This is a genomic window from Desulfosporosinus metallidurans (genome assembly GCF_001936615.1).
Lineage (GTDB): Bacteria > Bacillota > Desulfitobacteriia > Desulfitobacteriales > Desulfitobacteriaceae > Desulfosporosinus > Desulfosporosinus metallidurans.
Genome location: NZ_MLBF01000009.1, coordinates 101,467 through 124,729, shown reverse-complemented (window position 1 = coordinate 124,729; position 23,263 = coordinate 101,467). Strand labels below are relative to the sequence as shown.

26 protein-coding genes, 2 tRNA genes and 2 other annotated features are annotated in these 23,263 nt (G+C 43.7%); of the genes, 26 read left to right on the top strand and 2 right to left on the bottom strand.

The window, feature by feature from the left end; all coding sequences use genetic code 11:
• Window positions 1-58: 58 nt before the first annotated feature.
• Both DSOL_RS08575 and DSOL_RS08570 read left to right on the top strand, forming a co-directional pair.
• Window positions 59-235 (top strand): rubredoxin, encoded by a 177-nt coding sequence (locus DSOL_RS08575; protein ID WP_075364442.1) that lies wholly within the window; start codon window positions 59-61, stop codon window positions 233-235.
• An 83-nt stretch (window positions 236-318) separates the two neighbouring features.
• Entirely contained in the window at window positions 319-1,032 is a 714-nt protein-coding gene (locus tag DSOL_RS08570; protein WP_075364441.1) for a Bax inhibitor-1/YccA family protein, read from the top strand.
• 68 nt (window positions 1,033-1,100) lie between these two features.
• Here the strand turns inward: DSOL_RS08570 and DSOL_RS08565 are convergent, their stop codons facing one another.
• On the bottom strand, window positions 1,101-2,564 hold the full coding sequence (locus DSOL_RS08565) for a PAS domain-containing sensor histidine kinase (protein ID WP_075364440.1): 1,464 nt from the start codon (window positions 2,562-2,564) through the stop codon (window positions 1,101-1,103).
• A 213-nt stretch (window positions 2,565-2,777) separates the two neighbouring features.
• Between DSOL_RS08565 and DSOL_RS08560 the strand changes: the two genes are divergently transcribed.
• From DSOL_RS08560 to DSOL_RS08545, 4 genes are all read left to right on the top strand, one after another.
• A complete protein-coding gene (locus tag DSOL_RS08560) occupies window positions 2,778-4,514 on the top strand; it encodes a TerB N-terminal domain-containing protein (protein ID WP_075364439.1) in 1,737 nt (578 codons plus the stop codon).
• A 4-nt stretch (window positions 4,515-4,518) separates the two neighbouring features.
• Window positions 4,519-5,844, top strand: a complete 1,326-nt coding sequence (locus DSOL_RS08555; protein WP_075364438.1) for an ATP-binding protein — start codon at window positions 4,519-4,521, stop codon at window positions 5,842-5,844.
• A 19-nt stretch (window positions 5,845-5,863) separates the two neighbouring features.
• The gene (locus tag DSOL_RS08550) at window positions 5,864-8,008 is read left to right on the top strand and encodes a DEAD/DEAH box helicase (RefSeq protein ID WP_235838740.1); all 2,145 of its coding nucleotides are present in this window, start codon (window positions 5,864-5,866) and stop codon (window positions 8,006-8,008) included.
• A 382-nt stretch (window positions 8,009-8,390) separates the two neighbouring features.
• Entirely contained in the window at window positions 8,391-8,606 is a 216-nt protein-coding gene (locus DSOL_RS08545; protein WP_235838739.1) for a hypothetical protein, read from the top strand.
• 129 nt (window positions 8,607-8,735) lie between these two features.
• Here DSOL_RS08545 and DSOL_RS08540 read toward each other — a convergent pair whose 3' ends face one another.
• Complete coding sequence (locus DSOL_RS08540; RefSeq protein WP_075364437.1) at window positions 8,736-9,128, bottom strand: nucleoside triphosphate pyrophosphohydrolase family protein; 393 nt, start codon at window positions 9,126-9,128, stop codon at window positions 8,736-8,738.
• Between the two features lie 183 nt (window positions 9,129-9,311).
• On the opposite strand from DSOL_RS08540, the gene DSOL_RS08535 reads away from it, so the two are divergent.
• The 20 genes from DSOL_RS08535 to rplL all read left to right on the top strand — a co-directional run bounded on the left by DSOL_RS08535 (window position 9,312) and on the right by rplL (window position 22,994).
• Entirely contained in the window at window positions 9,312-9,794 is a 483-nt protein-coding gene (locus DSOL_RS08535) for a CarD family transcriptional regulator (protein WP_075364436.1), read from the top strand.
• A gap of 126 nt (window positions 9,795-9,920) precedes the next feature.
• Window positions 9,921-11,096, top strand: coding sequence for a PIN/TRAM domain-containing protein (locus DSOL_RS08530; RefSeq protein ID WP_075364435.1), 1,176 nt, complete (start codon window positions 9,921-9,923; stop codon window positions 11,094-11,096).
• Window positions 11,089-11,835, top strand: a complete 747-nt coding sequence (gene ispD / locus DSOL_RS08525) for a 2-C-methyl-D-erythritol 4-phosphate cytidylyltransferase (RefSeq protein WP_075364434.1) — start codon at window positions 11,089-11,091, stop codon at window positions 11,833-11,835. The genes DSOL_RS08530 and ispD overlap by 8 nt, the downstream gene beginning before the upstream one ends.
• A gap of 140 nt (window positions 11,836-11,975) precedes the next feature.
• Window positions 11,976-12,458, top strand: a complete 483-nt coding sequence (ispF, locus tag DSOL_RS08520) for a 2-C-methyl-D-erythritol 2,4-cyclodiphosphate synthase (protein WP_075364458.1) — start codon at window positions 11,976-11,978, stop codon at window positions 12,456-12,458.
• A gap of 3 nt (window positions 12,459-12,461) precedes the next feature.
• A complete protein-coding gene (gene gltX, locus DSOL_RS08515) occupies window positions 12,462-13,928 on the top strand; it encodes a glutamate--tRNA ligase (RefSeq protein WP_075364433.1) in 1,467 nt (488 codons plus the stop codon).
• Window positions 13,929-14,032: 104 nt separating this feature from the next.
• Window positions 14,033-14,246, top strand: a binding site (T-box leader).
• 154 nt (window positions 14,247-14,400) lie between these two features.
• Window positions 14,401-15,150 (top strand): serine O-acetyltransferase, encoded by a 750-nt coding sequence (gene cysE, locus DSOL_RS08510; RefSeq protein WP_075364432.1) that lies wholly within the window; start codon window positions 14,401-14,403, stop codon window positions 15,148-15,150.
• Window positions 15,047-16,480, top strand: a complete 1,434-nt coding sequence (gene cysS / locus DSOL_RS08505; protein ID WP_075364431.1) for a cysteine--tRNA ligase — start codon at window positions 15,047-15,049, stop codon at window positions 16,478-16,480. The genes cysE and cysS overlap by 104 nt, the downstream gene beginning before the upstream one ends.
• 15 nt (window positions 16,481-16,495) lie before the next feature.
• The gene (locus DSOL_RS08500) at window positions 16,496-16,900 is read left to right on the top strand and encodes a Mini-ribonuclease 3 (RefSeq protein ID WP_075364430.1); all 405 of its coding nucleotides are present in this window, start codon (window positions 16,496-16,498) and stop codon (window positions 16,898-16,900) included.
• 27 nt (window positions 16,901-16,927) lie between these two features.
• Window positions 16,928-17,608, top strand: coding sequence for an FAD-dependent thymidylate synthase (gene thyX, locus DSOL_RS08495; protein WP_075364429.1), 681 nt, complete (start codon window positions 16,928-16,930; stop codon window positions 17,606-17,608).
• On the top strand, window positions 17,605-18,354 hold the full coding sequence (gene rlmB, locus DSOL_RS08490; protein ID WP_170871469.1) for a 23S rRNA (guanosine(2251)-2'-O)-methyltransferase RlmB: 750 nt from the start codon (window positions 17,605-17,607) through the stop codon (window positions 18,352-18,354). The genes thyX and rlmB overlap by 4 nt, the downstream gene beginning before the upstream one ends.
• 188 nt (window positions 18,355-18,542) lie before the next feature.
• Entirely contained in the window at window positions 18,543-19,193 is a 651-nt protein-coding gene (gene sigH / locus DSOL_RS08485; RefSeq protein ID WP_034598253.1) for an RNA polymerase sporulation sigma factor SigH, read from the top strand.
• 103 nt (window positions 19,194-19,296) lie between these two features.
• Window positions 19,297-19,372: transfer RNA gene (locus DSOL_RS08480), tRNA-Thr, on the top strand.
• An 18-nt stretch (window positions 19,373-19,390) separates the two neighbouring features.
• Window positions 19,391-19,465: transfer RNA gene (locus tag DSOL_RS08475), tRNA-Met, on the top strand.
• Between the two features lie 133 nt (window positions 19,466-19,598).
• Entirely contained in the window at window positions 19,599-19,748 is a 150-nt protein-coding gene (rpmG, locus tag DSOL_RS08470; protein WP_075364428.1) for a 50S ribosomal protein L33, read from the top strand.
• 81 nt (window positions 19,749-19,829) lie between these two features.
• On the top strand, window positions 19,830-20,051 hold the full coding sequence (gene secE / locus DSOL_RS08465) for a preprotein translocase subunit SecE (RefSeq protein ID WP_075364427.1): 222 nt from the start codon (window positions 19,830-19,832) through the stop codon (window positions 20,049-20,051).
• A 43-nt stretch (window positions 20,052-20,094) separates the two neighbouring features.
• Window positions 20,095-20,622, top strand: coding sequence for a transcription termination/antitermination protein NusG (gene nusG / locus DSOL_RS08460; RefSeq protein ID WP_075364426.1), 528 nt, complete (start codon window positions 20,095-20,097; stop codon window positions 20,620-20,622).
• Between the two features lie 37 nt (window positions 20,623-20,659).
• Window positions 20,660-21,088, top strand: coding sequence for a 50S ribosomal protein L11 (gene rplK, locus DSOL_RS08455; RefSeq protein WP_075364425.1), 429 nt, complete (start codon window positions 20,660-20,662; stop codon window positions 21,086-21,088).
• Between the two features lie 50 nt (window positions 21,089-21,138).
• Window positions 21,139-21,831, top strand: a complete 693-nt coding sequence (gene rplA, locus DSOL_RS08450; RefSeq protein ID WP_075364424.1) for a 50S ribosomal protein L1 — start codon at window positions 21,139-21,141, stop codon at window positions 21,829-21,831.
• 46 nt (window positions 21,832-21,877) lie between these two features.
• Window positions 21,878-22,010 (top strand) — a sequence feature (ribosomal protein L10 leader region).
• Window positions 22,011-22,036: 26 nt separating this feature from the next.
• Window positions 22,037-22,564 carry a 50S ribosomal protein L10 gene (gene rplJ / locus DSOL_RS08445; protein ID WP_075364423.1) on the top strand — a complete coding sequence of 176 codons (528 nt, stop codon included), beginning with the start codon at window positions 22,037-22,039 and terminating at the stop codon, window positions 22,562-22,564.
• Window positions 22,565-22,619: 55 nt separating this feature from the next.
• A complete protein-coding gene (rplL, locus tag DSOL_RS08440) occupies window positions 22,620-22,994 on the top strand; it encodes a 50S ribosomal protein L7/L12 (protein WP_075364422.1) in 375 nt (124 codons plus the stop codon).
• The last annotated feature ends 269 nt before the right edge of the window (window positions 22,995-23,263 follow it).

Here is a 23,263-nt window from a genome sequence, read left to right as displayed (position 1 = left end):
AAAATAATTGGAGTTCCTTGAACTTAATGATAAAATGAGATAAGGAGGTGGCATAGAAATGAGCGAAGAACCTAAAATGTGGCAATGCCAAATGCAAAGTTGTGGATATATCTATAATCCGGAAAAAGGGTGTAAAAAAAGTAAGATTCCAAAAGATGTCCACTTTGAGGAGTTGCCGGATACATGGAGATGCCCATTATGTGGGGCCAGCAAAAAAATGTTTAAGCCCGTGTAAGAATGTTTGACTCGTTTAAGCTTGATTATACCTGTCTAAGTTTAACCTTTGTCAGTATGAAATAAGATGAGAGGGTGAAAGATATGCCGCTTTTTGAGAATTCATCCCGATATTATCGCGACTCATCCATCGTTGACATCAAAAAGGCCAAAAGCGTTTCTTTAACTGAAGTCATGGGCCTCTTGTCGTTTATGTTCCTAGCTATGGCCGCTGGGGCCTTGCTCGTGCCACCAAGCTATTTCATGCCTGCGGTGATTCTGGAATTCGTTTTGCTATTTGTGATTCCTGTGATTAACCGCCGAGATTTAGCACGCGACAACACACCAGCCGCGGGATTAACGGGTGCCCTTGCTTTGGTCTTTGCCGCTTGTGCTGGTGTCGTACTTGGTCCAGTCGTTCAAGCCTTGACTGCAACTACGGAGGGTCTTGCAGTCTTGGGTCAAGCGACACTCATAACCTTTGTTGTCTTTGCCTCTTTTGGTGCCTATGGCTTAATGACTAAGCGTAATCTAAGCGCTATGGCGAAAGTGCTGGGGATTGGCTTATTAATTTTGTTGGCAATTATGATTCTCTCTCTCTTCTTCAGTAGCTTTTTTAGTCCTTTCGGATTACTGATTGGCCTGGGCGGAACTGTACTTTTCAGCTTGATGACTGCCCTCGACTTCCAACGAGCAAAATATAGCACGGCTGACAATGCGGTGATGGTTACCCTAAGTATCTTTTTGGACTTTGTCAACCTGTTTACCTTTATCCTGGATATCTTTTTAATCTTTGGCGGCGGAATGCGCAAACGCTAGTTGGCTTTAAACTACGAAGAGCGCTTTATCTTTTACTAAGAGATAAAGCGCTCTTTTTGATAATCATTTTACGATTCATCGCCTAACTTAAATCTAACAAAAAACGTAGTCCCGGAAGCTGAAGATTCTACTTCGATCTTTGCATTGTGCCTTTCAGCAATACTATAACATGTGGCTAGACCGAGGCCAGTACCCTCTTCTTTGGTTGTGAGAAAGGGCGTACCTAATCGTCCTAACATCTCTTGACCAATTCCAGTTCCTTGGTCTTGTACAGCGAGCACAATACTATTGGCGTCCTGATAGGTTTTTATTTTTAGGGTACCCTTAGTATGCATCGCCTCAAGGCCGTTTCTTGTGAGATTAAGGATTAGTTGTCTCATTTCCCGTTCATTCAAAGTTAATTCAGCGACTTCTTCAATTTCCAGTACGACTTGTTTATCCTGATTCGTAGCATCTGCTAAGACTAGAGGGTACAAAGATTCTACTAAATCATTAAGTTTTACAGTTGCATATAATTTCGTTTTTGTTTTAGCTATCGATAAGAATTCAGTGAGTATACTGTTCGCCCTATCTAATTCGCTAATCATCAGATCAAAGTAATCTGTGTTCTCGTGTAAGGCATCTCTGGTTTTTAATATTTGTAAGAAGCCACGTACAGTCGTCATTGGATTCCGCACTTCATGGGCTATACTTGCCGCCAATTCCCCAACGAGATTTAATTGGTCCAAACGTGCTATTTCCTCTTCTGCAAGCTTCCGTTTTGTTATATCCAGCAGTTGCATTAGAAATAACTGTGTACCATCAGAATCTTCACAAGGGTGCTGATATACTTCATAAATCGTATCCTTAATGACACACTGCCACTGATTAGAAATTATAGTTTCAGACTCTATACCTTTATGACAGTAGCTACAAGGTTCCTCTTTATTAAAGAGAATGGAGTAACAGTTTCCGTTATTAGGTTCGCCGTGAATGCTCTTAAAAGTCTGGTTGGCAAAAACAATTCTTCCTTCCCTAGTGCGGAGATAAACTAGGCCAGGGAGTCCATTTAAAATGGCATAAAGACGTTTTCGTTCATCTTCTAAAGATTGCTCATATCTTTTTTGCTCAGAAATATCCCTGAAATACACTGAAATACCTTCCGGAGAGGGATAAACATTGACCCTTACCCACCCATCCGTAAGGACTGAAAATGCTTCAAAGTAAACATGTTTTTGCTTGAGTTTAGCTTCTGAGAATTTTAAGAAATAAAGGTCATCTGCCGTAGGGAATATATCCCAGTAGTATTTGCCCACAACATTTTGCTTCATGATCTTAGAGAAAATCATGGCTGCTGAATTGTTAACATAAGTAAATCTCCATTGTCCGTCTAGCATATAAAAGTAATCCGAAGTATTAGGGAAGACATCGTGAATCGCTAGGTCGGATTTTCCGAGTTTTAAACTCTCATGTTTAGAAATATCAGATTCCTCTAGCGAAACAACTTCATCCTCTTCTTCATATAAAATTTCATTCTCGGCAATCATCTTCATGTATCAACTGCCCCTAACTCTCTTAATGTTATGTCCTTTCTACAAATTAACTCCAATCCCTCTTTTTTAGCCATTCTATTATCCTTGTTTGATATCTATGCCATAAATTCAACGGATGCGGGGGGATACCGTGGGAATGAATTAATGCTATAATTATTAGACAGGGCTGATCTACGGGCAGAGCTCTATAAATTTGAAGGGCGAAGGACTGGAATGATCGATAAACTATTGAACATGTTGGATAAGTTTAATATCAAACGGGCGTCTGAGCTTGTTAATAACAAGACATCGTACCCCTCTGGGGATTTATTCTATCCTATGGAAGCCTTGATTCTGCCGGAATATAAACATGTGAAGACTCCGCTGCAGGTTAAAGAATTTCTGGAAGACATTAAGGGGATGCCTCTCCGAGGCGCGGATTTTCCAAGAGCTAATCTTATGTTTTGTAAGGATTCTTTAGCCTATTCTAGGCGACAGGAGACACAGGGAAAACCAGTAAAGCCCGTTTTTCTTAAGATTTACGAGCAATCGTTTGGCACCCTCGATAAGGCCCAAAAGGAATGGTATTTCTACTGGAGAAAAGAAGTTTTGAGGGGTAACTACCTAAATGCAGATTCGGGCTATGTCTTTATCTTTATCTACGAACTTTTAAATTACACGTTTAACGATAATGCAGCGTTTAATTTAAGTATGTTGGATCGACTTTGCTTGAACTATCAGGATACGAATTATAGTTTGGGTCATTTTCTGCCACGCTGGATTTGCGACTTTTGCTATGAGTTAGGAGAATATGAACTTGAAAAGAAGTGGACTTCTAAGATACGAAACTATGAATTTTCCGATTATGAAACCCTCAAAAAATTCGAGAACAAACTAGAGACGGTTTCTATTACCTTTTGGAAACGATTTTTAAGATATAATAAAACTAATTTCTTCAAAACGAATAGAAATCTTATTTATAAAGTCTTCAAAACTTCGGTTGCGTTACTAAAAAGTGAGTATCAAGCTCAAGGTAAAAATCTCATAGAAGAATGGATACCGCTCGATGAAAAGTCCGGTTTTGAACGTCGATTATTCCCAAATGCTGTGATAGGCCGCAAGGTTCATAATAAACTGGAAGCCAAACGAATTCCAACGCTAAAAATGAGAGAAGATCTTACAGCCTTATTTCGCCTAGCGGAAAACGTCGCCAGAGATAAAGTCGGAGAAAAGCGCCAATTAAACGTGGATGAAGCACTCTTTCCAGAGGGGTTCAAAAATATGCTCCTGGAGTTGTTTCAGGAGAAAGCGCAGCCTTCACTATTCTCTGGGAGTCGCTTTGTAAAAGCCAGGGATAAAAGGTCCGTGGGCTTGGGTAGTTCAATTCCAGAGCCACCTGAACCTTTGGAACAAGACGTGGCGACAATTCCTCTGATTGAGTTTGATTTAGAGCGAATTGACACGTTGGATAAAGAAAGCAAAGAGCTATTAGAGATTTTCGCTCTTCGATATGATGAAGAGGAAGTTGATCATCACGATAGATCGGATTCGGAACGAGGGAATAATTTTTTTGAAACGCTGAAGATAGCAGAGAAGGCGAAAGAGATGGAATCGAAGATAGATAAGAAAGAGAAAGAAAAGGAATCGGAGAAAGAGAAGGAAAAACCCATAAATAGTTTAACCCCGGTGTCCACGGATGAGGATTTGAAGGAGGATATTGAGCCATTCATTGCCGAATTAACGGAGCTAGAACGCGATTTTCTCAGCGGGTTCAAAGACCTAATTAGGGTCAAGCAAGAGGGGATCAACTACCTCAAAACTCGTGGGGTTATGATGGGGGTCTTTATTAACACCCTTAACGAGAAGTCGTTGGATTTTTTGGGGGACAACCTCATTGAACAAGAGAGAGACGTATTAAGACTTAATGAAGATTTCAAGCAAGTTCTTCAAAGACTTGCCGAGGAGGAATAGGTACGTGGCAGGGAAACTTCGCAAAAAGGATTCCACAGCAATTCTGAACTCGCTATATGGGGGAGTTGTCCCCAATAGGGGGCTGGAACATATTATGGTCGGTCGCAAAGATGAGGCCACTCAAATTCTGAAAGATTTAGAAACGGTGAAGGACGGGGCCTCGGTCATAAAATTTATTATTGGGCCCTTCGGTTCGGGTAAAACGTTTCTGCAAGCGTTAATCCAACAAGTCGCCTTCAGCGAAAAATTCGTGGTCGGCAAGGTTGATTTTGATGCTAATCGCCGACTTTATGGCTCTGAGGGCAAGTCGGTGGCTACTTATTCGGAAATGATGAAAAATCTATCGGTCGCTACTTCCCCCGATGGCAATGCTTTGCCGATGATTTTGGATCAATGGATTAGTGACGTACAGACCAAAACTATGCAAGAAAAAGGGTATGGGTCTGTAGCGTATGATAATCCACAATTTATTATCGATGTGGAACATGAGATTGCTGAGACCGCGACCAAGATGGATCGTCTCGTGGGTGGTTTCGATTTTGTACGAGTCCTGATGCAATATTTTAAGGGTTTTGTGGAAGACAACAATTCCCTTCAGCGCAGCGCACTACGTTGGTTACGAGGCGAATATTCGACCAAAACAGAGGCTAGAGGGGATCTGGGGGTCAGAGATATTATTGATGACTCTAACTACTATGATTACATTAAAGTCATGGCTCAATTTGTCCGCCAAATCGGGTATTCTGGCTTGGTCGTCAATTTCGATGAGGCCATTAACCTTTACAAAATAACCCATCCGCAATCGAGGGACAAGAACTACGAAACCATTCTCAAGATTTTTAACGATACTCTGCAGGGCAATGTCTCAGGTTTGTACATCATTTTTAGTGGCACACCTGAGTTTCTCGAAGACGAGCGGAGAGGGCTTTATAGTTATGAAGCCATCAAAAGAAGACTGGTCGTAAATAAATTTGAAAGTAATGAGTTCAGGGACTTGTCTCAACCCGTGATTAAACTCACTCCTCTTAAACAGGAAGAATTGTACCTCTTGCTCAAGAACCTGGTGGAAATCCATGCGTTCCATTATGACTATGAACCCAAGGTTAGTGGTGAGGAAATCCGTTCGTTTATCATTCAGGAATATTCTAGACCAGGGGCTTTAGAGAATTTGACGACGAGTGATATCATCCGAACCTTTATTGGTGGGTTAAATATTCTGCAGCAGAATTCAGGGTTTAACCGCTCGAAGATTTTTGGTGATCAAGAGAGTTCAAAATCCCTGCCTCCGAAAAACGCGGCAGCGAGTCGGTTTAGTTCTGCAAAGATTTAGGTCAAATGGAGGAGTATTCGTGGATACGTTTAAGCTTTTATCAGAAAAAATGCAACAACGGATCTGGGCTATGAAATGGGAGCGGTTTACCCCGGTTCAGGATCAAACGATCCCGCTTATCATGCAGACGGACTCAGACATCATAGTTTCAGCGAACACAGCTTCGGGAAAAACCGAAGCTGCTTTTCTACCTATTATCACTAAGATAGAGGATTGTGCTCAGGCGGAGTTGAAAGTAATCTATATTTCTCCTCTCAAAGCGTTAATTAATAACCAATTTGAACGGATTGAACGCTTATGCCAAAACTGTGAGATAAATATCTATCGTTGGCATGGGGATGTAGGCCAAAGTCAAAAAAACAAACTGCTTAAAAACCCTTCAGGAATTCTTCAGATTACGCCTGAATCCCTAGAAAGCTTGTTTATTAACAAGACTGGGCATTTAAAACCCCTTTTCCAGGGAGTAGAATTCATTGTGATTGATGAAATCCACTCGTTTCTCGATTCTCAGCGAGGCGCACAACTGCGTTCCTTGTTATCGAGGATGGAAGCGTATACGAGGGTTCGACCCCGTATTATTGGTTTATCCGCAACTATCCAAAATTTTGACCTTGTAAAACAATGGGTCAATCATAATCGACCTGAAGAGGTTGAAGTGGTCGAAGCTTCTGACGAGGGCAAGGAACTTCAGTACTCCTTATTACATTTTCCAGCAGGCAAGGATGGAAAAATACCCTTAGAGCTTTTCGAAGACCTGAGAGAGGTAACTAGAGACTATCAATCCCTCATCTTTTGTAATAGTCGAGGCACGGTGGAAGAAGCAACGGTCATGCTTAACCGTTTGGCAGAAAAGGAGGGAATCCAAGAAGGGTACTTTGCTCATCACTCCTCGATCGACAAAGCCGAAAGAGAGTACGTGGAGAAAAAGTTGGCGACTTCACGAACCCCTCAAAGTATTGTCTGTACCAGTTCGCTCGAACTTGGTATCGATATCGGAGCGCTCGATCTTGTCTGTCAACTGGATACCACCTTTACGGTTTCCTCCCTCAAACAACGCATGGGGCGTTCCGGGAGAAAGCAAGAGGATGCTCAGATTCTTCAGATGTATACAACCAGTGAAGACAGTTTGGTACAGTCCATTGCCGTCATGAATCTCTTGCTTGAAGGGTGGATTGAGCCAGCTGCGGGTTATCCTGTTCCCTATGATATTGCCTTTCACCAAATCATCTCACTCTGTCAGGAGTATAATGGTGTAACTTGGAGTCAGCTCATTCATACCATCGAAAAAAATGCTGCCTTTCATAAACTTCCCAAGAAGGACATGGTAAGTCTTATTAATCATATGGTGAGTACGGAGATGTTAGAGATTGTTCCTGGACTCAATGAGTATATTGTGGGGCTAGAGGGAGAGAGATTATTACGAGGAAAGGATTTTTACTCGGTCTTCATGGTGGCCCTTTATTATGATGTCTACTGTGGCATGCGCAAGATCGGGCAGCTCGATAAAGGGGTCAGATTTGATATTGGGGAAAACGTCATCTTAGCAGGAAAACTGTGGACCATTAAGGATATGGACACTAAAAAGAATAAGATTTTCGTTCAACCTGCGGTGAATGCTAAAAAGCCAAAATATCTGAGTGATCCAGGTAAGATTGATCGTAAAATCGCAGAAACGATGTTTGAAGTTTTGTGTTCGGAGGGACAATTCCAATATCTTGACGCAAATGCAACTAAATGTCTCGCGGGTGCGCGACGAAAATACTCCTTATATCATGTATCTGTAAATCAGCGCGTTGTCTGGGAGTTGCGTGATGTCCAGGTTTTTGAGCCTTTTGTGGGAACTGTGATTTGTAATACGCTGATTTGGCTGCTCAGAGCTGTATCCGGTCTTGATATTAAACGCAGGCCGAGTCAAATAGAACGTATTGTATTGCCTAAGGAGGTAGTATTTTTAGACCTTATCGAAAAGATCCGAAGTCGAGTTTGGAAGGAAGCGGATCTTGTCTTGTTCATCCGGGAAAATGAGTGGCTGGTAACAAAATACTCGCCCTTTTTGACGGACGAGCTGCAACAAAAAATGCATTTGAAGAGTGAACTAGATCTTAAAGGGGCTTTGGATTTTTTGAAGAGTTATCGATTTGTGACTATTTCGTTGACTGAATAAGAAAGGGTTATGATGAAGCGCAAGGGTTTTCTGAATTCAGCGGTATCGGGAGGGATTAGCCGTTTATAAGATGTGATAACAAAAGGGTATATGATTCCTCGCATTATCAAAAAATGTTAGTGTGAGCCGTCAATAGCCTTATCAAGAGCTTTGGCTGGATCGTCATTCCCCTTCCCATCTTCCTGTATTTTCAAAGTAGGGTGAAAAGACAACCAGTCTAAAAACTCGTTCTTGAACTACCTCGAATGTATCATTCCTCTCCTATCCCGCTGAAATAATTTAACGGGATTTCTGTTTTTAATTGACGTAAAAGTGAGCGCCTTTAATTAATGTTTTCGCACGTAGAATTACATGGAGGATATTTGGAAAAAGTGTTGAATGGTTGATAAGAATACTTGAAATACTTATAGAAGAGTTGTATTTTGGTGTGTTGAAAGAAGGTAATGGAAAAACTTTAATAGCCGTGGCAAAAGAAGTATCGTCTTCCCATAAAATTGCAAATTATAATGTTGAAGTGTTTAATGAACACAAGGACCACATTGCCCAATTAAGCATCACGGGCTATAAAAAGAATGAAACAATACTTGGAGAACAATAGTCCGATTCTTGAAATTCAGGCGTGGAAAGAATAAGATGGACTTGCAAGTTATTTGCGAACTAGTATAGTATGACGGTCTGACTGGTAATATAAAAAAGCTCCTGCAAATGCAGGAGCTTAATGCTTAGCTTACGTCAAGTTAAAAATGGTTAGAGTCTGTAGTTTTTTGTATTCTCGGTCGAGGACTTCGCTTAGAGAAATGTCCAAGGCGTTAGACAAAGCTGCTATATAAAATAGTTGTTTGCCTAATTCTGCTTCAATAATGTCTCGGCAGTTATCGCAAAGTAATCCTTCGAGTTGGCTGTCCAAGAGTTCTTTGAGATCAGCAAGGCTTGCATCTAAGGGTAGGGATTTCTTATGTGCATTCACGGCATGGCAACCGCAACTGGTTACTGATTTAACGACGGCTCGGTTAACACGCGCTGAAGTTTCTTGCCCCTTAGACAATATATCTAAAATACTTTGATGCCGGATCAATAAAGATTTTACCGTACTTTGGAATTGGTCAGTGAGTTGTTCCATGTCAGCTATCCTCACTCCTTTCTGCCATCTCTATTATACCGAGACGGCTGGGCTGTTGTCAATTTTCAACCAAAATAAGACATAAAATGGTTAATTGACAGGCTGAAGACTTGTATGATATAATTTTAAAATTTTGACCCAGGCGAAGTTCCTTGCTATAATGATATATAAGGGGGTGGCCGAATGTTTAAAGTTGGTGACAAAGTTGTATATCCGATGCATGGTGCCGGTATTATCGAGTCTATTGAAGAACGGGAAGTTCTTGGAGAAAAAAGCCAATACTATGTCATGCATCTACCAGTGGGAAACATGAAATTGTTCATTCCATTAAACAACGTGGAGAACCTGGGTTTGAGGCAAGTGATTTCTCCGACCATGGTTAAAGATGTCTTAGAAGTGTTGAAAACTAAAGATACGGCAGCTACCCTAGCCTGGAATCGGCGCTATCGTGCGAATTTAGAAAAGATTAAGAGTGGAAATATCTTTGAAGTTGCCAATGTTGTTCGCAGCCTTGCCCAGAGGGATAACGAAAAGGGCCTTTCCACAGGGGAAAAGAAGATGTATGAAAATGCCTGCCAAATTTTGATTAGTGAACTCGTCTTGACAGAAGGGTCTGAAGAAGAAGCAGTCCGGCAATGGTTATCCAAAGCTTTGCTTCTGGCTTAAAGGGTTTCCAACCCGTTTGTGGAAAAAAAATCACTGCAAATATATACTTACTTGAAAATTTATGGTAAATCACAGTATAATAGGAAAGACTTTTAGTCAGAATAGATTTATAAAGGAGGTGAAATGATGATTCGCAATCTTATACGCGGTATCATCACGCTGTTATTTGGTGCTTTGGGCTTTTTTCTCGTTTTTTTATTTCTACGACTTAACCTTTTACAATCCCTGGGGTGGAATTTGTCCCCTGTCTGGACCTATGCAACGATGATTATTTTATTTGCTATCTTTGGTTTTTTAGTTGCGCCGATCACTATCCGCTCTTTTCTCACCTTAATGCGATGGATGGATTCTCGCTTAACTCGGGTCCCCACGCATGATCTTATGAGTGGGGCTGTTGGGGGGATCATCGGACTTATTATTTCTAGTTTATTTAGTAGCTCATTTGTCAGTATTCCTTTTTTTGGGCCACTTTTAGCGGTCTTACTAAGCATTTTCTTGGGATATCTGGGATTGACAATTGGCATGAAGCGGAAAGAGGATGTCCTAGGGTTATTCAATTTTCTGCCGCGTTTCCGAGATCGCGGCGACAAAGCGGAAAAAGCAGACAAACAGAGGGAAGGTAAGTCTGAGCAGCTCCAGTCTATAGAGGGTATGCACTATAAAATTCTTGACACGAGTGTGATTATCGATGGACGTATTGCCGACATCGTCAAAACTGGGTTCTTGGAAGGGATCTTGCTTATCCCGAGTTTCGTTTTAGAGGAGCTTCGACACATTGCGGATTCTTCAGATTTGCTTAAACGAAACCGTGGGCGCAGGGGGCTTGATATTCTCAATCAAATATCTAAGGAAACAGCGATCAAAGTGCATATTCATGAACAGGACTTTGATGATATTAATGAAGTTGACAGTAAACTGGTGCGCTTGGGGCAGGTTCTGAAATCTCCGCTTTTAACGAATGATTATAACCTCAACAAAGTAGCTGAACTTCAAGGAGTTATGGTTCTAAACATCAACGAATTGGCGAATGCTCTAAAGCCGATTGTTTTGCCCGGTGAAGAGATGCTTGTTCAAGTGATGAAAGAGGGTAAAGAGCCTGGACAGGGCGTAGCCTATCTAGACGATGGAACGATGATTGTTGTCGATATGGGTAGACGTTATATGGGGCAAAATATCACCGTTTTAGTGACCAGTGTTTTGCAGACGGCGGCTGGTCGTATGATCTTTGCTAAACCAAAGAGTTCCCTGGAAAAAAAACCGATGGGCCTTCGTCCGACGGATGAGGTGAATGCGATTGGCTAAGTTAGGGATCGTTATTCCTGCAGCCGGTCAAGGCAAACGGATGGGGGCCGGATACAATAAGCAATTTTTGACTTTGATGGGAGAACCGATGCTTGCCCATACGGTAAGACTCTTTGAACAATCCAGTTATGTTTCTGAAATTGTTGTTGTGGGGGCGGAAGCCGATGTTCCGATTATTGTCGAGCTAGTTCATCATCATAAATTTGATAAAGTTAAGATATGTAAAGGTGGAGTGCAACGTCAAGACTCTGTTCGTGCAGGGGTTCAAGCTCTAAGTTCCGCTATTCAACGGATAGTGGTACATGATGGGGCGAGGCCCCTTTTAACATTGGAAGATTTCCATCGGTTTTTGGATGAAACTGAGAAATTTAAAGCCGCAATTATGGCAATCCCAGTTAAGGATACTATAAAGCAAGTCCATGAGACGGGTAAAGTTATTGCTACCCTGACACGTGAACGGTTAAGGGCCGTTCAGACTCCTCAGATTTTTGATCGGGCCATTTTAGCAGAAGCACATTATCAAGCAGTATCCGCAGGATACTATGGCACGGATGATGCTTCTTTGCTAGAATGGATGGGGTATCCTGTTCAAGTGATAGAGGGTTCACAGGAAAATATCAAGGTGACCACGCCCGAAGATCTGTGGTTAGCTGAGCGGATTTTAGCGATGCGCGAGGCGCGAAGTTCGACGCGCGGAGTGGGATGTACGATGGAATATGAAACACGAAGCACGAGATAAGATATGCGAGGTGTGAGGAACGGGGCTTGAGACCGGAATGAATGTACCAATATGCGTTGCTCGACTTTCAGTGGCGGGATAGACGACTTTGGAATTCGGATTTCGAACCTCGAACCTCGTGCCTCGAGATTGGGGGGTTGATTATTAAAGTCGGAATCGGATATGATGTACATGCTTTGGTTGAGGGCCGGGTCTTGATTCTTGGAGGGGTGGAAATCCCTTATGAGCGTGGTTTGCTTGGACATTCGGATGCGGACGTTCTGATCCATGCGATTATGGATGCACTTTTAGGGGCCTTGGCCTTAGGAGATATCGGAGCGCATTTTCCCGATCACGATCCTCGCTACTCTGGAATTTCAAGCCTCTCATTATTGGGGCAGGTCGTGGAACTTATTGAAGGACAGGGGTATCGCGTGGGAAATATAGATAGTATCATTGTGGCCGAGCGGCCTAAAGTAGCTCCGTTTATTCCGCAGATGCGCTCTAATATTGCACGGGTTTTGAAACTGGTTGAATCGTGTGTGTCGGTCAAAGCGACAACAACTGAACGCCTGGGGTTTGAAGGCCGGGGTGAGGGAATCGGAGCTCAGGCGATTGTGAATTTAGAAAAAGTTGGAGGATGATTTATGGAAATTCGCGTGCGGTTTGCACCCAGCCCGACTGGTCCATTGCATATTGGCGGGGCAAGATCCGCTTTATTTAATTATTTATGGGCTCGCAAAAACAACGGAACCTTTATTGTGCGGAGTGAGGATACAGATTTAGAGCGTTCCAGCCGAGAATCAGAGCATAATATTTTGGAGGCCTTACGTTGGCTGAGTATTCAATGGGGTGAGGGGATCGAGGTTGGCGGGGAGCATGGCCCATATCGCCAAACTGATCGCTTGCCAATTTACAGAGAATATACAGAGAAACTGATCGACAGTGGGCACGCCTACCTCTGCTATTGTTCGGAAGAAGAACTGGAACAAGAGAGGAAGGCCTTGGCGGCCCAAGGGGAAACTCCTCGCTATCGTGGCAAGTGCCGTGACTTAACAGCGGAGCAACGGGCAGCTTTCCAATCGGAAGGTCGTAAGCCTGTTGTGCGTTTCCGTGTACCAGAAGGGCAAGCAATTCACATTAAAGATCAGGTTCGTGGGGATGTTGTTTTTGACAGTGACGGAATTGGGGACTATGTTATTGTAAAATCTGATGGGATACCCACCTATAATTTTGCTGTGGTTGTCGATGATTCTACCATGAACGTAACGCAGGTTATTCGAGGGGAAGAACATTTATCCAATACCCCCAGACAGGTTTTAATATATCAAGCGTTAGGGTTATCCGTCCCTGAATTTGCGCATATTTCTCTCATTTTGAACACTGAAGGGGGCAAAATGAGCAAACGGGACGGAGATACAGCGGTTATCGATTATCGCAAAAAGGGTTATCTCCCGGAAGCGATCGTCAACTTCATTGCCCTCCTTGGATGGGCACCATCTGGAGAAAAAGAGTTCTATACTCTAGATGAGTTGGCAGAATCGTTTTCGTTGGATCGTGTTTCTAAGAGTCCAGCCGTTTTTGATCTCCAGAAACTGAACTACATGAACGCTCATTACATTAAGCAAACAGCTCCTGAACGCTTGGCTGAACTAGCGCTACCCTATGCCCAGGAATTGGGCATTCTTCCTCTAGGGGAGCAGTCGACGGAGCAGCAGCGATGGTTTATGGGGGTTATGAAGGCGATTTCTGAGAAAATATCTTATTTGGCGGAAGTGAAAGACTTTATTCATTATTTTCACGGCGATGTGCCATTAGAACCAGAAGGAGAAGCCCTGGAGGTATTGAAGGGCGAACAAGTGCCGGGAGTTTTGGCATTATTCAAGGGAAAGGTTCAGGAAGTTGAAGAGCTTTCTGAAGCTACAGTGAAAGTGCTCTTAAAACAAATGACGAAAGAGCTAAAACTTGGGGGAAAATTGGTGTATATGCCTGTTCGGGTGGCTTTGACTGGGCAGATGCATGGACCGGAGCTCTTTGATGTCATCCCCCTTTTGGGCCGGGAGAATGTCTTGAAACGGCTTGAAGTTTCAGAGAAGCGTCATTTAGGATTATAGAAGTAGTTGAAGCGGGTTAAGAAGGGCGTTTTGATTGACAGGGGTGGGAGACTACCCTATAATAGATACAAAATAAAGTCCATTTGAAAATTTAATACTAAAGGATTTGTGTGATGAGGAGAAAGAGTACAAAGAGGAATTGCCACAAGCGAGGATGGGATAGTGGAAGCCATCGGCGAGGAACTTTTGGAAGTGCGTCTCTGAGCTGATCGGCAGAACAAAAAGTATGCCAATCCGTATTGACTGCGTTAAAGTTGTAAGCTGGAACGGACATGTTCGTTCAAACAGAGTGGGACCGCGGAACCTTTCGTCTCTGGACGAAGGGTTCCGCTTTTTGTATTTCAGCATAAACCGTTTACGTGCTTAAACGTGCTCTCTTGGCAATGTCATAGTGCATATTAGTGTAGTTATTTATGGATTGCTCTAGGGAGAACTGGAAAAATTAAAATCAAAGGAATGGGGTGAAGTTTAGATGTTATTTGGACAGATGAGGCGCGATATTCGGGTTATTTTTGAACGAGATCCTGCAGCAAGAAGTATGATAGAGGTCATCTTGTGTTATCCAGGGTTTCATGCGGTGCTCTTTCATCGAGTGGCACATTGGCTGTATCAGCATAAGCTGGTACTCTTGCCACGGATGATTTCTCAGCTCGCCAGGTTCCTTACGGGAATTGAAATCCATCCTGGTGCGAAGATCGGACAAGGTTTCTTTATTGACCATGGAAGCGGCGTGGTTATCGGCGAAACAGCGGAAGTTGGCGACAATGTTACTCTATACCAGGGGGTTACATTAGGGGGGACTGGCAAAGAAAAAGGCAAGAGGCATCCAACCATTGGGAATAATGTGGTGATAGGCACAGGCGCTAAGGTGTTAGGTTCTTTTAAAGTTGGGGATAATGTAAAAATAGGTGCAGGGTCAGTTGTCAATAAATCAATTCCTAGTGACACAACTGTAGTGGGGATTCCAGGACGAATTGTTCTTCACCATGGGGTCCCGATTAAAGACCCTGATTTAAGACATGATGATCTTCCCGATCCGGTCAATGAGATGTTAAAGTGTTTAATGCAGCGGGTGGAGTATTTGGAACAACGTCTAAAAGAAGAGGAGAATCGATACAATGTCTTTGAAATTATACAACACAATGACCCGTCAAAAAGAAGAGTTCCAGCCCCGGGAGAGCGGGAAGGTTGCGATGTATGTATGCGGCCCGACGACCTATAATTATTTTCATGCGGGTAATGCTCGGATGTTCGTCGTTTTCGATATGATTCGACGCTATTTCATGCATAAAGGGTACGATGTTCGCTACGTGCAAAATTTCACGGATATCGATGACAAGATTATTCAACGAGGCAAAGTAGAGGAGATGGATCCTCTGGCCTTGGGTCAAAAATATATTGATGAATATTATAAAGATGCTAAAGCCCTAAATGTCCTTCCAGCGACCATACACCCTAAGGCCACAGAGCATATTCCAGAAATGATTGAGATTATTCAGGGGCTAATAAATACAGGGTTAGGGTACGAAGTTGATGGAGATGTTTATTTTGCTGTGGATCATTTCCCCAACTACGGGAAGCTGTCCGGCAGAACACTAGACGATATGAAGGCGGGGGCCAGGGTCGAGGTGGACGAACGTAAACATCATCCGATGGATTTTGCACTGTGGAAAACGGCCAAGCCCGGTGAACCCGCCTGGGAAAGTCCATGGGGCATGGGACGGCCAGGCTGGCACATTGAATGTACAGCGATGTCTCTGAAATATTTGGGTGCGGGATTTGATATTCATGGCGGCGGCGGAGATCTCGTTTTCCCTCATCATGAAAACGAGATTGCCCAAACGGAAGGGTATTTGAAAGGGGAGACGTTTGCTCACTATTGGATGCACAACGCCTTTTTGACCATTAATCAAGAAAAGATGTCCAAGTCCCTAGGCAATTTCTTTACAACTCGGGAGCTCTTGGTGAATTCCCCAGGAGAAGTGATTCGTTTTTATCTCTTGGGAACGCATTATCGCAGTCCGTTGGATTTTAATGATCAAAACCTAATCATGGCCCAAAAAGGGTTAGAGAGGTTACAAACGAGTGTTCGTTTGGCTCAAGAAGCCCTGGGCCGAGAGGGGGCGTTGAATAACCAGAGGATTGGGACAGAATTGCTGAATGCCGCTAAAGAAGCACGCGAAGCTTTTGAGAAGGCTATGGATGATGATTTTAATTCAGCCTTGGCTTTTGCAGCGCTCTTCGAATTAGCTAAAACCATGAATGGGTATGTCCAGGAAAGTCCTGTACCTTCTGAAGGATTGGCAGAAGCCCAAAAAACCCTAGTAAAACTTGGAGAAGTGCTCGGCTTTGATCTGCTGCATCCGGCCCAAGTTCAGGTCGAAAACGAGGAAATGCTCTCCCAAGTCATGGAGGTCGTTTTGCAGGTCCGTTCACGTTCTCGACTGAAGAAAGATTGGGAAATGTCCGATTTTATCCGAGATGCGCTGAAAGATAAAGGTATTATCATTGAGGATACCCCGCAAGGCGCGAGGTGGCAAATTAAAAAGTAGTAGAAAGGAAAACGCATGCGAAGTTGGCAGGAAATGAATGCCTTAGCCCTAGCTTATTTGGGAGATGCAGTTTATGAACTATGGGTTCGTACACATTTGCTGGAGTTGGGGCATGAAAAGGTCAAGGAACTTCATAGGCGAGCGATAAGCTATGTTCGCGCGGGTACTCAAGCCCAAATTTTACATGCCCTTTTACCGGAGCTCGACGAAGTTGAACAGCAGGTTGTTTTGCGCGGGCGAAATGCTAAAGGTGGGCATCCCAAGAACGTGGATGTTGTGACTTACCGCCATGCCACAGCCTTTGAAAGTTTGGTAGGCTATTGGCATTTGAATGGACAAACTAGTCGCATGCAGTGGGCGTTCGGTCAAGTGGACGGTATACTACAGGAAGAGTCGCTAAAACAGGCGAACACTCATTGAGGCAAGGAAAAGAGAGGGGGATTTACGATGCGCGTGGCTCTAATTCAGCACACACCTGATCCGGAAAAAGTAGTGGCTGCAGCTGCCCGCTTGTGTTATTCATCGGACCCGGTACCAGATCTTTTAGAGCGGTTTGATCATGAAACGGTGGCGCGCTTTGTCCGTAAATTGCGTGAGATGGGTCATCTTTCCCCTTTTGAACATGCTAGTTTTCAGTTTTCCATTGATGGGGTTTCAAGGGCCCTATCCCATCAGCTCGTGCGTCACCGGATTGCAAGTTATTCTCAGCGTTCTCAGCGCTATGTGAAAGAAAATGGATTTGAGTTTGTTATTCCGCCAAGTATAGGCCGGAAGCCCGAGGCGTTAGAGCGCTTTGAAACGGTTATGGCACGCTTGCAGGAAGACTATCAGGAACTCTTGAATTGTGTGCCTGCTGAGGATGCCCGCTATGTCCTACCCAATGCCTGCACAACCTCTTTGATGGCGTCGTTTAATGCGCGCTCATTATTGAATTTTTTCGAACATCGTACTTGTACAAGGGCTCAGTGGGAGATCCGTGACTTGGCGGAAACGATGTTGGGGTTGGTGCGTGGGGTAGCTCCCAATCTTTTTAGCGAAGCAGGGCCGACCTGCGTGACCCAGGGTGTCTGTCATCAGGGTACGTATAGTTGCGGGAGATTGAAATCCCTTGAAGGAAAGAAGACGTGAACAACTTGAACGATGAAATGGTTTATGGAAAAAACCCCGTCCTAGAGCTTCTGAAAAGTGGAAAACCCATTAACAAAGTCCTTCTACTAACGGAGGGACCGGGTGGACGGAATCAAGAAATAATCCCGTTATTGCAGGAGAGAACTATTCCTTATCAATTTGTGGATCGTCAGACCCTCGATCGTTTAACGAATCGAGAGCGGCACCAGGGGATGCTGGCTTATGTTGCAGCGAGGGAGTATGCTAGCATAGAGGACATCCTAACTGTGGCAGAGGAGCGGCAAGAAGAGCCCTTTATCTTGATGCTGGATGAGATTGAAGACCCTCATAATTTGGGTGCCTTGCTCAGGACCGTGGACGCTGTGGGAGCACATGGGGTCATTATTCCCAAACGGCGCAGCGTTGCCTTGACTGGAACTGTAGCCAAGACATCTGCTGGGGCAGTCGAACATGTGGCGGTAGCGAGAGTGAGCAATTTAGTGCAAACGATAAAGGAACTCAAAAAGAAGGGGTGTTGGGTATCCGGGGCTGAAGCAGGAGGAAAGGATGCCTTTGAAGCGGATCTTACCGGTCCCAGAGTTATAGTCATTGGCAGCGAAGGGAAAGGCATCAGTCGTTTGCTGCGCGAAAATTGCGACGAGATCGTCAGTTTGCCGATGAGAGGGAAAGTTACGTCTTTAAATGCTAGTGTTGCAGGGTCAGTGTTGCTTTATGAAGTTCTGAGGCAGAGAGGCGTTTCTCAATAAAAATTGCGCAGGAGTATGCTGATAAGTGCTATATCCGTCAACATAGTAGGAAATTGAACGCGAATAGCGACAGAACAACCAAAACTTCGCCTTGACGCTTTTCTCAAGGGTCGAGTATAATGAGAATGTTCTCGTGGACAAGAGCGAGATTGCGTCTTCTTCATGACGACATTGTAGGAGGGATCAACTTGACTCTTCAAGCCCAACCTGAATTACCTGAGTGCGAAATCATCGACGTTATTGTAGATGAAGAGGTGGTTGAGCTTGCCAAGGAAGGCGACGCTACAGCACTAGAGTACTTGATCAACAAATATAAGAACTTTGTGAGAGCCAAAGCACGTTCGTATTTTTTGATTGGGGCGGATCGTGAAGATATTATCCAAGAGGGTATGATTGGACTCTATAAGGCCATTCGGGACTTTCGTGGGGACAAACTCTCGTCTTTTCGAGCCTTTGCCGAATTATGCATTACCCGGCAGATTATCACGGCGATCAAAACCGCAACTCGACAGAAACACATTCCCCTAAACTCGTATGTTTCACTTAATAAGCCTATTTACGATGAAGATTCTGATCGAACATTGCTCGATGTAATCTCGGGAACGCGAATTACAGACCCTGAGGAACTGATTATTAGTCGCGAAGAATTTGATGACATTGAGGAGAAAATGGGCGAGATCCTCAGCTCCTTGGAATGGAAAGTCTTGATGTCTTACTTAGAAGGGAAATCCTATCAGGAGATCGCTGTTGATTTGAGAAGACATGTAAAATCGATCGATAATGCACTACAGAGAGTTAAGAGGAAACTTGAGCGTTATTTGGAACGAAGAGATGGATAATTTTACATACACCTTTGCGAGATATTGGACTTGCAATGTAAATGGAGAAATGGTATACTCTACAAGTGCCAAGTGATGGCAGATTGATCTGGTAACACAACATGCCGACGTAGCTCAATTGGTAGAGCAGCTGATTTGTAATCAGCAGGTTGCGGGTTCGAGTCCCATCGTTGGCTCCACAAAAAAAATTGCTACATCGCGGGATGGAGCAGCGGTAGCTCGTCGGGCTCATAACCCGAAGGTCGTCGGTTCAAATCCGGCTCCCGCAACCAAGATTGACCAGACAGCTAAGCTGTCTTTTTTATTATAAGTATTTTCCTTGACAGGAAATTTATCTTATGATAAAGTATTTTGAGTAATGGATAAAAATACAGCGTCCTACCGTTGTCCGGGAGGTGTTCGTGAATGCGTGTTGGCATTATTTTAGCGTGTACGGATTGCAAGCACCGTAACTATGCTACGATGAAAAATAAGAAAAATAACCCTGATCGCTTGGAGTCTCAAAAGTATTGCAAGTTTTGCAAAACCCATACTCTCCATAAGGAAACAAAGTAATTTTTTTTTGCACTAGTTTAAACTGAACGCCAGGAGGCGTTTCACAGTGTCGATGGCATCGATGCGTAAGGATGTGAAGTGATGGGCGCGTTAAAAAAACCAGCCAATACTCAGCGACAGGCGGATAAAGCGGCGGAGTATTTCCGGGGGGTTTTGAGCGAATTAAAAAAAGTTCATTGGCCAAGCCGTAGGCAACTGCTCACCTACACAGGAGTTGTGTTTTTTGCGGTGGCGATTGTGTCCATTCTAATGTGGTTTGTTGATAGTGGCTTAAGTTGGGTCTTGACCAAGCTAGTGCCATAATCTGCGAGTTTCCGCGGCAGTGCCTGAGGAGGTCCCCTGAGAAATGGCAAAAAACTGGTATGTTATCCACACCTATTCTGGCTATGAAAACAAAGTAAAAATGAACCTCGAAAAAAGAGTAGAATCCATGAACATGGAAGAAAAGATTTTTCGCGTGCTTGTTCCCATGGAAGATGAAATTGAGTTCAAGGGCGGAAAACAGAAAATTGCCAAACGCAAGGTCTATCCGGGATATGTCCTTGTGGAAATGGAAATGACTGACGATTCTTGGTATGTTGTGCGTAATACGCCTGGTGTTACTGGGTTTGTTGGCACTGGAACGAAACCCATTCCGTTGCTTGATAGCGAGGTTGTCAAGATTCTACAGCAAATGGGAATGGATGAGGTTCACGCGCGGATTGACTTTGAAATTAATCAGAGTGTTCAGGTTACGGCTGGTCCGTTTAAGGACTTTGTTGGAGTGGTTCGAGAAATTCTTGCAGATAAAGGTAAGTTACGGGTTGAAGTGTCTATGTTTGGTAGAGAGACACCAGTTGAGCTGGAATTTTCACAAGTTCAAAAACTCGACTAACAATGAGAGGTTATCCTAACAAGGGGGTGTATAAACAATGGCAAAAAAAGTAATTGGGTTGGTTAAATTAGCGATTACGGCAGGGAAAGCCACACCGGCACCTCCGGTTGGTCCAGCTCTTGGTCAGCATGGGGTCAACATCATGGCCTTCTGCAAAGAATACAATGAGCGCACAAAGGATCAAGCAGGGCTTATTATCCCAGTGGAAATTACTGTCTATGAGGATCGTTCCTTTACCTTTATTACAAAAACTCCGCCGGCAGCTGTGCTGCTTAAGAAGGCAGCTAACATCAATTCAGGCTCGTCGGAACCGAATCGCAAAAAAGTTGCGTCTGTGCCTAAATCTAAGGTGCGCGAGATTGCGGACATTAAGATGAAGGACTTGAATGCAGCAAGTGTCGAAGCGGCAATGCGCATGATTGAAGGTACCGCACGGAGTATGGGAATCAATATTGTCGAAGGATAAATTAAGCTGTGGGAGGGCTAAGCCCGCATTACCACAAGGAGGTTATTAGAATGGCCAAAGTGGGAAAAAGATATCAAGAGGCTGTAAAATCATTTGATCGTAATGCACTCTATGAGCCAAAAGAAGCCCTAGAAATCGTATTAAATAACGCGAAGGCGAAGTTCAACGAGACAGTTGAAGTGGCTTTTAAACTCGGTATTGATACCCGTCATGCAGACCAACAAATTCGTGGCGCCGTTGTGCTTCCGAATGGTACGGGCAAAACCCGTTCAGTTTTGGTATTTGCTAAAGGGGATAAGGCCAAAGAAGCCGAACAAGCTGGAGCTGATTTTGTCGGCGCTGAGGATATGATTGCTAAAATTGAACAGGGATGGTTTGACTTTGAAGTTGTCGTAGCTACTCCAGACATGATGGGGTTAGTGGGTAAATTGGGCCGTGTTCTCGGACCAAAAGGATTAATGCCTAACCCGAAAACTGGAACAGTTACGCTTGATGTAGCACGTGCGATCAAAGAAATCAAAGCTGGTAAGATTGAATATCGTGGGGAAAAGGCCGGTATCATACATGCGCCACTCGGAAAAGCTTCATTTACTGTGGAGCAATTGTTAGAGAACTATCGTACGTTGGCGGATGTCTTAGTTAAGGCTAAACCTGCAGCTGCCAAGGGACAATACATGCGGAGTGTCACAGTGACCTCAACCATGGGACCTGGCGTGCGCATTAACCCAACCAAAGCTGTCTAACATAGGATGCCCTTGACAGCATCCCATTGATAAGATAGACTTACTGACAGTTGAATAATGACCGCTGTAGAAAGCAGGAGCCGCGAGGCTTAATATCCTGCCGAGGTTGGAAGACACGCCGATAACTCTTTATTTGGCATTCTTAACCTCTGCATACGCGGAGGTTTTTTGCTGGGTTTATGTGAAGGAAGGAGGTGCACACAGAATGCTTAATATTGATCAAAAAAGTCAAGTCGTCTCGGAGATCACGGAAAAATTTCAAAACGCCTCTGGTGTCGTCTTAGCCGACTACCGTGGTTTGACCGTGGCCCAAGTCACTCAATTACGTGCTCAACTGCGTCAAGCCGGAGTGGAATATCGGGTTTTGAAAAATACACTTGTGCGTCGCGCTGCCAATGAAGTTGGGGTAGAAGGGCTTGATACCTATCTAGAAGGACCAACAGCCCTTGCCTTTAGTGCAGATCCTGTCGCTCCAGCAAAAGTTTTGATGGAGTTTGCTAAAGCAAATAAACTCAAAACGTTTAAAATTAAAGCTGGTGTTTTAGAAGGAAAAGTAATTGGACCTGAGGGTGTTAAAGCTCTTGCTGAGCTGCCTACACGCGAAGTTCTTCTGGCTATGGTCCTGCGCGGTATGCAGGCGCCTCTTACAGGTATGGCCAATGTACTCCAAGGGCCGATTCGCAAAATGGGTTATGCCCTGGAAGAGGTGCGTAAACTCAAGACCGCTCAATAATTTGTGGATTAATTGAAGAGCTAATAACTCTCATATTTTTAAGGGGGAAATAAAAATGTCTAAAGTAAATGAAATTCTTGAATCTGTAAAAGGGTTAACTGTCCTCGAACTATCCGAACTCGTTAAGGCGTTCGAAGTAGAATTTGGTGTAAGTGCAGCTGCTCCTGTAGCCGTTGCTGGAGCCGTTGCAGCTCCTGCTGTAGAAGCTGCAGAAGAAAAAACAGAGTTTGATGTCATGCTCGTGAATTGCGGAGCTACTAAAATTGCTGTTATTAAAGTGGTTCGTGAAGCAACGGGTTTGGGCCTTAAAGAGGCTAAAGATCTCGTAGACAATGCACCAAAAGCAGTGAAAGAGAAAGTTTCGAAAGACGAAGCGGAAGCTTTGAAAGCAAAATTAGTTGAGGCTGGAGCAACCGTCGAAGTTAAATAATGTCCTGAAAAGTCAAGAAGGTACTCTCTCGTGGAGAGTACCTTCTTTAATTATGCTGGATATATATTACGTAGAAACGTTGCTATGAATTCTCTACAACCAATACGCAAAGTATTACTTGACAACGCCCCACCATTTTGTTATACTTTAAAAATGTTACCATGGATAATTGGAATTATTACTTAATATGCCCATGCTATGGTAATAACTTGTAACCGTTGCATAATAAGGAGAAACGATTTTGAATTTTCAGCAATGATACACCATAG